The sequence below is a fragment of the Kutzneria sp. NPDC052558 genome (genome assembly GCF_044547355.1).
Lineage (GTDB): Bacteria > Actinomycetota > Actinomycetes > Mycobacteriales > Pseudonocardiaceae > Kutzneria.
Window position 1 is genome coordinate 19,207 of the sequence record NZ_JBIUAG010000055.1, and the last position, 12,422, is coordinate 31,628.

Sequence of the window (12,422 nt, forward strand, 5' to 3'; positions counted from 1 at the left end):
TGCCAAATCACCGGTGCTCGGGGCCAATGGATTCCCCGAGATGCCGGTCCCACCAGTCCAGCACGGCGTCGAACCGCTGCCTCCGGTGCCGCGGCCGGCCCGAGCGGGTCAGCTCGTGCCCCTCGCCGGGGAAAAGCAGCAGCTCGGTGGGGGTGCCGTTGCGCTTGAGGGCCACGAACAGGCGCTGGGCCTGCTCCAGCGGGCAGCGCCAGTCCTGCTCCGAGTGCACCACCGCGAACGGGATGCCGATCTTGTCGGCGTAGGTGAGCGGACTCACGGCCCGCTGGGTGTCCGGGTCGGAGCCGGCGTACACGTCGGCGAACCACCAGCCGATGTCGGAGGAGCCGGCGAACGAGTCCCAGGCGTTGACGGCGCGTTCGCTCCAGGCCGCCCGGAACCGGTGGCCGTGGTGGGCGGCCAGCCAGGTGGTCATGAAGCCGCCGTAGGAGCCGCCCATCACGCCGACCCGCTCGGCGTCGCATTCCGGCTGCTCGAGGGCGGCGTCCAGGAGCGCGAGCACGTCATCGGCGTCGACCCGGCCCAGGTTGCCCAGCAGCGCCGTGCCGTGGTCGTAGCCGTAGCCGGCGGAGCCGCGCGGGTTGGGCAGCACCACGGCGTAGCCGGCGGAGGCGTAGACCTGGGCCTCGTCGAACAGGCCCCAGCCGTAGTACATGAACGGGCCGCCGTGCACGCTGAGGATCACCGGGTGCGGGCCCTCGCCCTCGGGCAGCGCGAGCCAGCCGTGCACCGGGTAGCCGTCGGGCGAGGTGCCGTGGATCTCCCGCAGCGGCCGGATGCCGGCCGCCCGCAGGTCCGCGCCGAAGTCGGTCCTGACGTCGGCGCCGACCAGCACAACCTCGCCGGCGCTGTCCGGGGTGGCGACGACCGCGGCGATCCGGCCCGCGTCCTCGGCGAACGCGCTGACCTGGCCCTTCTCCCCGGCGACCAGCGCCAGGTCGGCCAGCGGGGCCCGGTCGGCGTCGAGCGGGATGCGGCGCAGCTCCACCGCGCCGCGGTTGCGGACCAGCGCCAGGATGCCGTCCTCGGTGACCACGAGGCTGCCGCCGGAATGCTCGCAGTCGACGGTGCCCGGGTCGGTCAGACGCCGGGGCCGAGCAGTTCCGGACAGATCCCACGGCGCGACCCACACGCCGCTCGGGATCGGCCCCGCGCCCAGGCCGTCGAACTCGGTTCCGATGAGAAAGACCTGGTCACGGTAGGTGGCGATGACCGAGATGGAGCCCTCGCCGCGGACGGCGACGACCGCGGGGCCCCCGTCGGCCGGCACCGCGTAGACGTCCTCGTGCAGCACCATCTCGCCGGCGTCCTGCCGCGCGGCGATGACCAGCACGTGCCGGCCGTCGGGACTCCACGTCGGCCCTTCGTGGTCGACCTCGTCGTCGGTCAGCTGGCGGGCCTCGCCGCCGTCGACGTCGACCACGAACAGCTGCTGGAACCGGTCGCGCAGGAAGCCGATGTCGTCGACCCGGTAGCGCAGGTCGGTGATGCGGCGCGGGGCCTCGGTCTCCGGGCCGGCGCCGGCGGCGTAGCGACCGGGCTCGGGCACGCGGGCCACGAAGGCGATGCGACGGGAGTCCGGGGACCACACCGGGCCGCTGGCCCCGCCGGGCAGGTCGGTCAGCTTGCGGGCCTCCCCGCCGTCGGCGGGGATCAGGTGTAGCTGGCGGTCCCGCAGGAACACGACCCAGCGGCCGTCCGGCGAGATGCGCGGCGAGGTGTCGTGGTCGCCCTGGGTCCACGACACCGGCTCGCCGTCAGTGGGCACGCGGACGATGCCGCCCCGATAGCTGTCGGTCTCCAGGTCGGGGCGGGCCACGTCGGTCAGCAGCAGATCGCCGCGCAGGGTGACGGAGCCGGGCACGCGCAGCAGCGCGACGTCTTCAGGGCGCACCCGGCGAACCTACCCTCCGGGCCCCGTCACCCGCGTAGACCGGCCCTTACGCCGACTCGGTGTTGGGCTTGCCGGCGATCTCGGACCGCTTGCTGACGTGTGTCTTGATCAGGCTGGCCACGGTGGTGACGGCCAACACGCCGCCGATCACCGCCAGCGAGGTGCCGGTGCTGATCTCCCACACCGGCAGGCCCTCGCCGCCGTTGATGAACGGCAGCTCGTTGTCGTGCAGGGCCTCCAGGATCAGCTTCAGGCCGATGAAGCCCAGCAGCACCGACAGGCCGATCGGCAGGTACACCAGCCGGTCCAGCAGGCCGCCGATGAGGAAGTACAGCTGGCGCAGGCCCATCAGCGCGAAGGCGTTGGCCGCGAACACCAGGTAGGGCTCCTTGGTGAGCCCGAAGATGGCCGGGATGGAGTCCAGGGCGAACAGCAGGTCGGTGGTGCCGATGGCGATCATCACGATCAGCATCGGGGTGACCATGCGGCGGCCGCCCCTGCGCACGAAGGACTTGGCGCCGTCGTAGCTCTCGGTCACCGGCAGGATCCTGCGGGAGATCCTGATCATCAGGTTCTCCTTGAACTCCTCGTCCTCGTGGGACTGGCCCTGCGAGCGCGCCATCTGCACGGCCGTGTAGATCAGGAACGCGCCGAACAGGTAGAAGACCGCGCTGAACTGGCTGATCACCACCGCGCCGACGCCGATGAAGACGCCCCGCATGATCAGCGCCAGCACCACGCCGATCAGCAGCACCCGGTGCTGGTGGATCTTGGGCACGGCGAAGGTGGTCATGATGATGACGAAGACGAAGAGGTTGTCCACCGACAGCGAGTACTCGGTGAGATAGCCGGCGATGAACTCGCCGGCCGGGGCCGAGCCGGCGAACCACCACAGCCCGGCCGCGAAGGCCAGCGCGCACAGCACGTAGAACACGACCCAGCGGGCCGCCTCGCCGACCTTCACCGCGTGCGGGTGGCTGTCGACGATGAACAGGTCAAGGGCGAGCAGAGCGGCGAGTCCGCCGAGCGTCGCGATCCACAACCACAGTGGGACGATCATGATCAACCTCCGGTCTCCGGGCGTGCGCCACCGACCGGAGGTCTCTTCCGTCACCACCGCGAACGGTGCTGACCGGCGGAACCGGGTGCTCGTCGTTGAACACCGTGCTGACGACGCCGCCGCGAGGGAATACTCCCCTCCAACGTCACTCATTGTCCCTGATGACCACCCGCCGAGGCCAGCCGGGGGCCCAACATCACAGCCCGCCACCAGCCCCGGCCGTCCCGCCCAGCGTCAGGGCAAATGTGTGAATCCGTTTCGTACGTTCGGTGTGCCGCTGAGCGGGACTCGCCGGGGTTCGACACAACCCGTGACCACGATCCGCCATCGGCATGCAACGATTCACCCCGTGATCCTCACGATCGCGGAGATCCACGTTCGGGCGGGCTGCGGCGCGGCCTTCGTCGCCGCCTCGCGCGGCGCGATCGCGCACATCCTGGCCAGCCCGGGCTGCCGGTCGGCCAAGCTGACCCGCAGCGTCGAGGATCCCTGCCGGTACCTGGTGATCACCGAGTGGGACTCGCTCGAGGCCCACACCCAGCAGTTCTACTACTCCGAGCATCTCGTGAACTGGCGCGACGCGGTGAGCGAGTACTTCGACGACCCGCCGATGGTGGAGCACGTCAGCGAGGTGCTGGACGCCCGAGGAGACTCTTGACCAGCCGCAAATGGCCCGCGGTCGGGCTGGTGGCCCTGCTGCTGCTCGTCGTCGCCGGCGTCGTGTGGGTCAACCGGCCGGCCCCGACCCCGACCGTCACGTCCCGGGACGTGCTGATCGACGTGGTCGACGGCCCGGACGGCGCCACCCAGCCGATCCAGCTGGACGCCACCTTCTACCTGCCGGAGGCCACGCCCGCGCCGGCGGTGATCGTGTCCCCCGGCTTCGGCCAGACCAAGGCCGACCTGGTCGACGACGCGACCGACCTGGCCCGCCGCGGCTTCGCGGTGCTGGCCTACTCGGCCCGCGGCTTCGGCCGCAGCACCGGCCAGATCGCCCTGAACTCGCCCGACTACGAGGTCGAGGACGCCGACCAGCTGGTGTCGTGGCTGTCCCGGCAGCCCGAGGTCCAGCAGGACAAGGCCGACGACCCCAGGGTCGGCATCACCGGCGGCTCCTACGGCGGCGCGCTGGCCCTGATGGCCGCCGGCCTGGACAAGTCCAAGAAGATCGACGCGGTCGCGTCGCTGATCACCTACAACGACCTGTCGGCCGCCCTGCTGCCCAACGCCGCCAGCACGGTCCCGATCGGCGCCGCGACGCCGGCCGCGGGCGTCGCCGGCGCGGACGGCGTGTTCAAGAAGGTCTGGGCCGGCAACCTGTTCGGCTCGGCGCTGAGCGGCCCCCGGCTGGGGCCGGCCAACGCGTGCGGGCGGTTCACGCCGGAGGTCTGCGACGCCTACACGCGCGTCGCCACCACCGGGCGGGCCGACCAGGCCACCGTGGACCTGCTGCGCCGCAACTCGCCGGTCAGCGTGGCCGGCGACATCAGCGCCCCGACCCTGCTGGTGCAGGGCGAGCAGGACACCCTGTTCGGGCTGGACCAGGCCGACGCCACGGCCCGGCAGCTGGCCAAGAACAACGTGCCGGTGAAGGTGTCCTGGTACCCGGGCGGCCACGACGGCGGCCCGCCGGGCGACGCCGTGCGCTCCGAGGTCGCCGACTGGTTCACGTACTACCTGATGGGCGGCGAGTCCCCCAATCCCGGCACCGGCTTCTCCTACGACGTGCAGGGCACCGTTCGGGCCCGAGGCGCGCCCACGCTGCGCACGGTCGCCGCCCCGGGCTACCCGGGTCTGCACGACAACGCGACGACCCGGCAGAAGGTGGCCCTGTCCGGGCCCCAGCAGCAGGTGGTGACGCCGGCGGGCGGCAGTCCGGCGTCCATCAGCAGCCTGCCGGGGGTGGGCACGGCGCTGCTGGGCGGCTCGTCGACGGCGTCGAGCCTGGCCGGCAGCCTGGCCGTGGACCTGCCCGGGCAGTCGGCGGTGTTCACCAGCGAGCCGCTGGCCTCGTCGCTGACCATCGCCGGCACCACCTTCACCACGCTGCGCATCGGCGGCGCGGGTGGCGCCGGCGGTGACACCGTGCTGTTCGCCAAGCTCTACGACGTCGGCCCGGACGGCCGGCGGACGCTGCCCGGGGCGGCGGTCGCGCCGCTTCGCGTGCAGCTGCCGGCCGACGGCTCGGCGGTGGACGTGAACGTCAGCCTGGCCGGCGTCGTGCGGCCGGTGGCCGCCGGGCACCGGTTGCAGCTGGTCGTCACCACGACCGACCAGGCGTACGCGAACGCGATCGCGCCGTCGGTGCGGACGGTCGCGCTGGCCGGGCCGATGGGCCTGGAAGTGCCGGTGGTCAACGGCGTCACCGCCTCCAGCGCCGGCATCCCGGCCGGCCCGGTGATCGGCATCGCGATCATCCTGGGCCTGGCGGCGCTGGCGGCGATCGTCGCCGCGCTGCGCCGTCGCGGCGGCGACGACGCCGATCCGGAGCTGGCCGACGTGCCGCTGGTGATCACCGGCCTGACCAAGTCGTACCCGGGCCGGCTGACCGCCGTGAAGGAGCTGTCGTTCCGGGTGGAGCACGGGCAGGTCCTCGGCCTGCTCGGCCCCAACGGCGCGGGCAAGACCACCACCCTGCGCATGCTGATGGGCCTGGTCCGGCCCACGGCCGGCGAGATCCGGGTGTTCGGGCACAAGGTGCGGGCCGGCGCGCCGGCGCTGTCCCGGATCGGATCGTTCGTGGAGGGCGCGGGCTTCCTGCCGCACCTGTCCGGCGCGGCCAACCTGGAGCTGTACTGGGCGGCGACCGGGCGGCCGCCGGAGGAGGCCCACCTGGAGCAGGCGCTGGAGATCGCCGGCCTCGGCGACGCGGTGCGCCGCCGGGTGCGGACCTACAGCCAGGGCATGCGGCAGCGGCTGGCCATCGCCCAGGCCATGCTCGGCCTGCCCGACCTGCTGGTGCTCGACGAGCCGACCAACGGGCTCGACCCGCCGCAGATCCACCAGATGCGCGACGTGCTGCGGCGGTACGCGGCGACCGGGCGGACCGTGGTGGTCTCCAGCCACCTGCTGTCCGAGGTCGAGCAGTCGTGCAGCCACGTCGTGGTGATGCACAAGGGCCGGCTGGTCGCGGCCGGCACCGTGCACGAGATCGTGGCCGGCGGGGGCGAGGCGACCTTCCGGGTCGACCGGGTCACCGACGCCGCGCGGGTGCTGCGCGAGCTCAACGGCGCCACCGGGGTCACCTCGGACGGCCAGCTGGTGCACGCCGACCTGGGGGCCACCGACCGGGCCGCCGCGGTGACCGCGTTGGTCAAGGCCGGCATCGCGGTCGAGCAGGCCGGGCCGCGGCGGCGGCTGGAGGACGTGTTCCTGCGGCTGGTGGAGACCGGCGACAGCAGCGGAGGGAGCTGACATGGCCGACGAGCACGGGGTGCACACCGATCCGGCGGCGATCGCCGACCTGGTCGCCGTGGCCGAGACCGAGCACGCCCAGGTCAAGGCGGACGGCTCGGTCGCCGGCTACCGGGCCGGCCGCACGCTGCGGCTGGGCGTGGAGCTGCGCCGCCAGCTGCGGCGGCGGCGCACCCAGTTCGCGCTGGGTTTCCTGGCGGTGCTGCCGTTCCTGCTGCTCATCGCGTTCAAGGCGGCCCCCAGCCAGAGCGGCGCCCGGTCGGCGTCCTCGGCCTTCGTGGACCTGGCCACCTCCAGCGGCCTGAACTTCGCGATCTTCGCGCTGTTCGCCTCGGCCAGCTTCCTGCTGGTGGTGGTGATCGCCCTGTTCTTCGGCGACACCGTGGCCAGCGAGGCGTCCTGGTCCAGCCTGAAGTACCTGCTGGCGGTGCCGGTGCCGCGGGGCCGACTGCTGCGGCAGAAGGCCGTGGTGTCAGGGATCCTGTCGGCGTCGGGCCTGATCGTGCTGCCGGCGGTGGCGCTGGTGGTCGGCCTGCTCTGGTACGGCGACGGGGACCTGATCAGCACCACCGGCGAGTCCCTGGCCTTCGGCTCCGGGATCGCCCGGCTGGCGATCGCCGTGGCCTACCTGGCCGTCTACCTGGTCTGGATCGCCGGGCTGGCGCTGCTGCTGTCGGTGTCCACCGACGCCCCGCTGGGCGCGGTCGGCGGGGCGGTGCTGGTGTCGATCGTGTCGCAGATCCTCGACTCCATCACCGCCCTCGGCGACCTGCGCGACTACCTGCCCACCCACTACGCGACGGCCTGGTCCGACCTGCTCAGCTCGGACGTGGACTGGGGCGACATGGTGCGCGGCTCGTTCTCCTCGCTGGCCTACGGCGCGGTGTTCGCGGTGCTGGCCGCGCGGCGGTTCGCGAGCAAGGACATCACCTCCTGACCGCCGGTGGGTTCAGCGGCCGTGGCCGCCGAACCCACCGGCGCCGGCCGGGCGTGAGCCGTGGTCGAAGCCGGAGGACTGGTTGGCGGCCAACAGATAGCCGCCGCCGGTGACGCCGAACAGGACGCCGACCACGGCCAGCGCGCACAGCAGCGGCCGCAGCCGCCCGCGACGGGGCCGCAGCGGCAGGCTCCACGTCGCGAACCGGGGCCGGGTCCGGACGCTGCCGTCGGTTTCCGTCTGCATGGCCAAGCTCCTCATCTCGTGCCGGTTTGCGTCGCCCCCACCGGGAATCCGCCGTCCGGCGGCCCGCCGCCGCGCTCCGGCCCGGCCGGCTTGAACAACAGCAACAGCGCGAACACCGCCACGGTCGCTGTGGTGGTCAACACGATGCGCTGGAACGAATTGAGTCTCATCACTGCTCCACAAGCCGATTACCAGGTGTACGACTCTTGATGGATGTGCCGACCCGGCACACCGGCCGCCCGCAACGCTTCCCATGCGGCGTCGGCCATCGCGGGCGGTCCGCACAGGTAGACGTCGTGCTGCTGGAGATCGGGCACCGTGGCCCGCAGCACGTCCGCGGTGAGCGGCGCGAGAGTGCCGTCCTCGAAGTCCACTGTGGACAGCAGGCGCGCGCCCCTGGACTCGGCGATGGCGGAGAGTTCCCGCCACAGCGCCAGATCCTCGGTTCGACGGGCCCGGTACAGCAGGGTCAGGTCGCCCGGTGACGCCGGCAGCGTCTCGAACAGCGTGCGCAGCGGGGTCACGCCGATCCCGCCGGCGATCAACAGAACCTTGTTGCGCCGCCGGCGATCCGCGGTCATCGCGCCGTACGGGCCCTCGGCCCACACCCGGGTTCCCGGTCGCAGCGTGGCGATCGCGGCGCTGTGCGTGCCGGCGTCCTTGACCGTGATGCGGAGCATGTTCGGCGCGGGCGCGCCGGACAGCGAGTACGGGCTGGACGCCCAGCGCAGGTGCGGGGCGAGGAAACGCCACCGGAAGAACTGGCCCGGCCGGGGCGCGAGCTCGTCGAGGTGTTGGCCCCGAAGGAAAACCGACCAGACACCGGGTGCTTCGACGGTGACGGCCTCGACCCGCAGGCGGTGCCGCAGGTTGGTGCGCACCGGAATCCACACGCGGTACCACAGGACCAGCACCGTCGCGCCCAGGTACAGCGAGTACCAGGCGGTGCGGGCCCCGATGGTGCCGCCCACGGTGTGCCCCATCGACACCTGGTGCAGGAAAGCCAGGTATATCGCCGCGTACGTGGTCAGGTGCAGGTAGTACCAGGTCTCGTAACGGATCCGCCGCCGCAGCGCGCGCACCGACACGAACCCGACGACGAGCATGGCCACGGTGCCGATGGTGGCGTAGACCATGTCCGGGGACCGGGTGACCATGCCGACGATGTCGTCCCACAGGGTGCCGCCGCCGCGGCCGCCGCCCGAATCGGCCCAGATGAACAGCACGACGTGGGCGATGACGAGGAACACCGTGTAGCGGCCGACCATCGCGTGCCAGCGGGCGACGCGGTCGCTGCCGACGTGGTTCTCCAGCAGCGGCACCCGGGCCATCAGGGCGACGAGCACCGCGCAGAGATAGCCGGCGAGCATGCCGGCGATCGTGGCGGCGCCGTTGAGCCAGCCGTTCAGGCCGGACTCGCCCTGCGCCTGGAACCACCACAGGGCGAGCACGGCCACTGCGCCCGCCCACAACAGGGCCAGCGTGACCGTGGCGACATCGGGTCGGGGAGCCGTTCGGCGCGGCGTCGGCGGACTGGTGGCGACCGGGTCTTGGACAGCTGTCATGGGCGCGTCCTGAGCCTTTCCGGGAGGGGGCTGGTCGCCGCCACTGTCGCAGCGGAACTTCTCAGTTCGCTCTGAGTCCGACCGCGGCGAAACCGGGAACCGCCTGGTCACCGGCGGCTCTGTGCGTTTGCTGTGCGTTCGGGGACCTACCGGCAAACCCCTGGTATCCATGGGAATCGATGCCCGCACAGCCTCAGCTTCCCGACACCGCCGCGCCGTTGGTCCGATCCGACGGCGGCGCCGTCCGGCTGCTCGTGGTCGACGACGAGCCGGACCTCACCGAGGTGCTCTGCGGCGTCTTCGCCTACGAGGGATTCGACGTGCGCTCGGCGGCGGACTGTTCGAGCGCCATCCGCGCGGCCCGGGCGTTCCGGCCGGACGCGGTGATCCTGGATGTGACGCTGCCGGATTCCGACGGGTTGACCGCGCTGCGCGAGATCCGGGCCGAACTGCCGTTGGTGTGCGTGCTGTTCCTGACGGCACGGGACGCCGTCGAGGATCGGATCGCCGGAATTCGGGCCGGGGCCGACGACTACGTGACCAAACCGTTCAGCCTGGAGGAGGTCACGGCGCGCCTGCACGGGCTGCTGCGCCGCGCGGGGGTGGAAAGCCGGCGCGCGAGCGCGAGCCTGCTCACCGTCGGGGACCTGGCGCTGGATGACGACGCCCACGAGGTCACCCGGGGCGGTGAGGTCATCGAGCTGTCGCCCACGGAGTACGACCTGCTGCGGCTGCTGATGCAGAACCCGCGCAAGGTGTTGAGCAAGGCCGTGATCCTGGACCGGGTCTGGTCCTACGACTACGGCGGCCGCGCCCACGTCGTCGAGCTCTACATCTCCTACCTGCGCCGGAAAGTGGACGCGGGCCGGCCGCCGATGATCCACACCGTGCGGGGCGCGGGCTACGTGCTCAAGCCGGCGTAGCCATGTCCCGCCTGGCCCGGCTGCGGCCGAGAACCCTGCGGGCCAAGCTCACCTGTGGCCTGGTCGTGCTGCTGGCGCTCAGCTGCGCCGCGGTGGGGCTGACGGCGGTGCTTGCCCTGCGCGGCTTCCTGACCGGGCAGCTCGACCAGCAGCTGGCCGAGTCCGGCTGCCGTTTTCCCGACTCCCTGCAACGGTCGGCCACGGATGGGCAGCACACCGCCGACACCCGTGGGCAGGGCATCGACACCTTCGGCGCGGACCTGGTGGGCGGTGCGGTCACCAGCGCCGCCGTCGTCCGGGTTCAGGGCAGCGTCGGGGTCGCCCTGGACGCCGCCGACCGCGCCGCGCTCGCCGGTCTCACCGTCGACGGCCACGCCCACACGATCAGTCTGTCGGCCCTGGGCGACTACCGGGTCTACGCCTGCGCCGGCCACCAGGACGACATCCTGGTCGCCGGCCAGCCGCTGGAGCCGATGAACGCCACGGTCGGCGAGGTGACCATGGTCGCGTTCATCGTCTTCGGCGCGGCGCTGGTGGTCACCGGCGCCGCCGGCGCGGCGTGGGTGCGGCGGTCACTGCGGCCACTGCGCCAGGTCACGTCGACCGCGGTGGACGTGACCGCGCTCAGGCTGGACACCGGCGAGGTCGTGCTGCCGGGACCGGTCGGCGCGGGCGATCCGCGCAGCGAGGCCGGCCAGGTGGCCGCCGCCCTCACCAGCATGCTCGGCCACGTCCAGGACGCCCTGGCCAAGCGGCACGCCAGCGAACAGCGGCTGCGGACCTTCGCCGCCGACGCCAGCCATGAGCTGCGCACCCCGGTCGCCTCCATCCGCGGCCACGCCGAACTGGCGCTGCGCCACCCCGATCCAGTGCCGGAGAAGGTGGAGCGGGCGCTGCGGCGGGTGGCCGCCGAGTCGACGCGGATGACCGCCATCGTCGACGACCTGCTGCTACTGGCCCGCCTCGACGCCGGCCGGCCGCTCGACCACGAGCCGGTCGACCTGACCCGCCTGGTGCTGGACTGCACCGACGACGCCCGGGTGGCCGGCCCGGAGCACACCTGGGTGCTGGACCTGCCCGAGTCGCCGGTGACCGTGGTCGGGGACGGGTCCCGACTGGCGCAGGTGGTGAACAACCTGCTGGCCAACGCCCACCTGCACACCCCGCCGGGCACCACCGTGACGGTGCGTCTCGAACCGCGCGCCGACGCCGTGTGCGCACTGACCGTCAGCGACGACGGCCCGGGGATCCCCCGCGAGATCCAGGACACCGTGTTCGAACGCTTCACCCGGGCCGGCCCCCGTCACCGTGACGCTCGGCAGGGCACCGGCACCGGGCTCGGCCTGTCCATCGCGGCGGCGATCGTCAGCGCCCACGACGGCTCGCTGACCGTGGCCAGCGCACCGGGCTCGACCACGTTCACGGTCCTGGTCCCGGGAGTGCCCGACTAGCGCTTGCGGGCCAGGTAGGTGGCGCCGGCCGAGGCGGTGACCACGCACATGATCGCCAGCCACTGGGCCGGGTGCAGGCTCTCGCCGAGGACAAGGACGCCGGCCAGCGCGGCCACGGCCGGCTCCACGCTCATCAGCACGCCGAACAGTCGCGGCGGGATCTTGCGCAGCGCCTCCAGCTCCAGCGAGTACGGGATCACCGAGGACAGCAGCGCCACGCCCAGGCCGATGAGCAGAATGGCCGGATCGGCCAGGGCCGGGCCGGCCTCGGCCACGCCGAACGGGGCGATGACCAGCGCGCCCACGGCCATGCCGACGGCCAGCCCCGAGCCGCCGGCGGTGTGCTCGCCCAGCTTGGCCCCGAGCAGGATGTAGCTGGCCCAGCAGACCGCCGCGCCCAGCGCGAACAGGATGCCGACCAGCGAGGCGTCGCCGCCGAGGTCGGCGAGCAGGGCCACGCCGGCGGCGGCCAGCAGCGCCCACAGCACGTCCAGCCAGCGTCGGGAGCCGGCCAGGGCGATGGCCAGCGGCCCCAGGAACTCGATGGTCACCGCGATGCCCAGGGGTAACCGCTGCAACGCCTCGTAGAAGGAGAGGTTCATCAGGCCCAGGACCGCGCCGTAGCCGAGCACGACCAGCCACTGCCGCCGGCTCAGCCGCAGGCTCGGCCGCCACACGACCAGCAGCACCACGGCGGCGAACGCCAGCCGCACCCCGGCCGCGCCGGCCGCCCCGACCACCGGGAACAGGCCTTTGGCCAGGGCCGCGCCGAACTGGACGCTGATGATGCCGCCGAGCAGCAGGCCGGTGGGCGGCACCGAACCCAGCAGCCGGCCGGCGATCTCCCCCAACCCCCGCCGGCCGGGCAGCCGACCAGGGGTTCCGTCCACATAGACCATGACCATGCCTACAAA

11 protein-coding genes are annotated in these 12,422 nt (G+C 72.6%); 5 read left to right on the forward strand and 6 right to left on the reverse strand.

The window, feature by feature from the left end; translation table 11 throughout:
• Nucleotides 1-7: 7 nt before the first annotated feature.
• Complete coding sequence (locus ACIG5F_RS47180; protein ID WP_396526911.1) at nt 8-1,912, reverse strand: S9 family peptidase; 1,905 nt, start codon at nt 1,910-1,912, stop codon at nt 8-10.
• Between the two features lie 46 nt (nt 1,913-1,958).
• Nucleotides 1,959-2,972: a TerC family protein gene (locus ACIG5F_RS47185; RefSeq protein ID WP_396526912.1), complete on the reverse strand. Its 1,014-nt coding sequence runs from the start codon at nt 2,970-2,972 to the stop codon at nt 1,959-1,961.
• Between the two features lie 349 nt (nt 2,973-3,321).
• On the opposite strand from ACIG5F_RS47185, the gene ACIG5F_RS47190 reads away from it, so the two are divergent.
• The 3 genes from ACIG5F_RS47190 to ACIG5F_RS47200 are packed head-to-tail and all read left to right on the forward strand — an operon-like array spanning nt 3,322 to nt 7,323.
• Nucleotides 3,322-3,630, forward strand: a complete 309-nt coding sequence (locus ACIG5F_RS47190) for an antibiotic biosynthesis monooxygenase family protein (RefSeq protein WP_396526913.1) — start codon at nt 3,322-3,324, stop codon at nt 3,628-3,630.
• Nucleotides 3,627-6,386 (forward strand): alpha/beta fold hydrolase, encoded by a 2,760-nt coding sequence (locus ACIG5F_RS47195; protein ID WP_396526914.1) that lies wholly within the window; start codon nt 3,627-3,629, stop codon nt 6,384-6,386. The genes ACIG5F_RS47190 and ACIG5F_RS47195 overlap by 4 nt, the downstream gene beginning before the upstream one ends.
• A gap of 1 nt (nt 6,387) precedes the next feature.
• Complete coding sequence (locus tag ACIG5F_RS47200; RefSeq protein WP_396526915.1) at nt 6,388-7,323, forward strand: ABC transporter permease; 936 nt, start codon at nt 6,388-6,390, stop codon at nt 7,321-7,323.
• A gap of 12 nt (nt 7,324-7,335) precedes the next feature.
• Here the strand turns inward: ACIG5F_RS47200 and ACIG5F_RS47205 are convergent, their stop codons facing one another.
• From ACIG5F_RS47205 to ACIG5F_RS47215, 3 genes are read right to left on the reverse strand one after another with little or no spacing between them, the layout of a single operon-like run.
• Nucleotides 7,336-7,569: a hypothetical protein gene (locus ACIG5F_RS47205; RefSeq protein ID WP_396526916.1), complete on the reverse strand. Its 234-nt coding sequence runs from the start codon at nt 7,567-7,569 to the stop codon at nt 7,336-7,338.
• Between the two features lie 11 nt (nt 7,570-7,580).
• The gene (locus tag ACIG5F_RS47210; RefSeq protein WP_396526917.1) at nt 7,581-7,739 is read right to left on the reverse strand and encodes a hypothetical protein; all 159 of its coding nucleotides are present in this window, start codon (nt 7,737-7,739) and stop codon (nt 7,581-7,583) included.
• Between the two features lie 18 nt (nt 7,740-7,757).
• A complete protein-coding gene (locus ACIG5F_RS47215; RefSeq protein ID WP_396526918.1) occupies nt 7,758-9,134 on the reverse strand; it encodes a ferric reductase-like transmembrane domain-containing protein in 1,377 nt (458 codons plus the stop codon).
• 179 nt (nt 9,135-9,313) lie between these two features.
• Between ACIG5F_RS47215 and ACIG5F_RS47220 the strand changes: the two genes are divergently transcribed.
• A complete protein-coding gene (locus tag ACIG5F_RS47220) occupies nt 9,314-10,057 on the forward strand; it encodes a response regulator transcription factor (RefSeq protein ID WP_396526919.1) in 744 nt (247 codons plus the stop codon).
• Nucleotides 10,058-10,059: 2 nt separating this feature from the next.
• Nucleotides 10,060-11,508 carry a sensor histidine kinase gene (locus tag ACIG5F_RS47225; protein ID WP_396526920.1) on the forward strand — a complete coding sequence of 483 codons (1,449 nt, stop codon included), beginning with the start codon at nt 10,060-10,062 and terminating at the stop codon, nt 11,506-11,508.
• On the opposite strand, the gene ACIG5F_RS47230 is transcribed toward ACIG5F_RS47225, so the two are convergent.
• Nucleotides 11,505-12,413 carry an EamA family transporter gene (locus ACIG5F_RS47230; protein ID WP_396526921.1) on the reverse strand — a complete coding sequence of 303 codons (909 nt, stop codon included), beginning with the start codon at nt 12,411-12,413 and terminating at the stop codon, nt 11,505-11,507. The genes ACIG5F_RS47225 and ACIG5F_RS47230 overlap by 4 nt on opposite strands.
• Between the last annotated feature and the right edge of the window lie 9 nt (nt 12,414-12,422).

Excerpts from the sequence above, each read along its gene's own strand:
- ACIG5F_RS47185 (WP_396526912.1), bottom strand. The coding sequence starts at position 2,972 with ATGATCGTCCCACTGTGGTTGTGGATCGCGACGCTCGGCGGACTCGCC.
- ACIG5F_RS47200 (WP_396526915.1), top strand. The coding sequence starts at position 6,388 with ATGGCCGACGAGCACGGGGTGCACACCGATCCGGCGGCGATCGCCGAC.
- ACIG5F_RS47205 (WP_396526916.1), bottom strand. The coding sequence starts at position 7,569 with ATGCAGACGGAAACCGACGGCAGCGTCCGGACCCGGCCCCGGTTCGCG.
- ACIG5F_RS47210 (WP_396526917.1), bottom strand. The coding sequence starts at position 7,739 with ATGAGACTCAATTCGTTCCAGCGCATCGTGTTGACCACCACAGCGACC.
- ACIG5F_RS47215 (WP_396526918.1), bottom strand. The coding sequence starts at position 9,134 with ATGACAGCTGTCCAAGACCCGGTCGCCACCAGTCCGCCGACGCCGCGC.
- ACIG5F_RS47220 (WP_396526919.1), top strand. The coding sequence starts at position 9,314 with ATGCCCGCACAGCCTCAGCTTCCCGACACCGCCGCGCCGTTGGTCCGA.
- ACIG5F_RS47225 (WP_396526920.1), top strand. The coding sequence starts at position 10,060 with ATGTCCCGCCTGGCCCGGCTGCGGCCGAGAACCCTGCGGGCCAAGCTC.
- ACIG5F_RS47230 (WP_396526921.1), bottom strand. The coding sequence starts at position 12,413 with ATGGTCATGGTCTATGTGGACGGAACCCCTGGTCGGCTGCCCGGCCGG.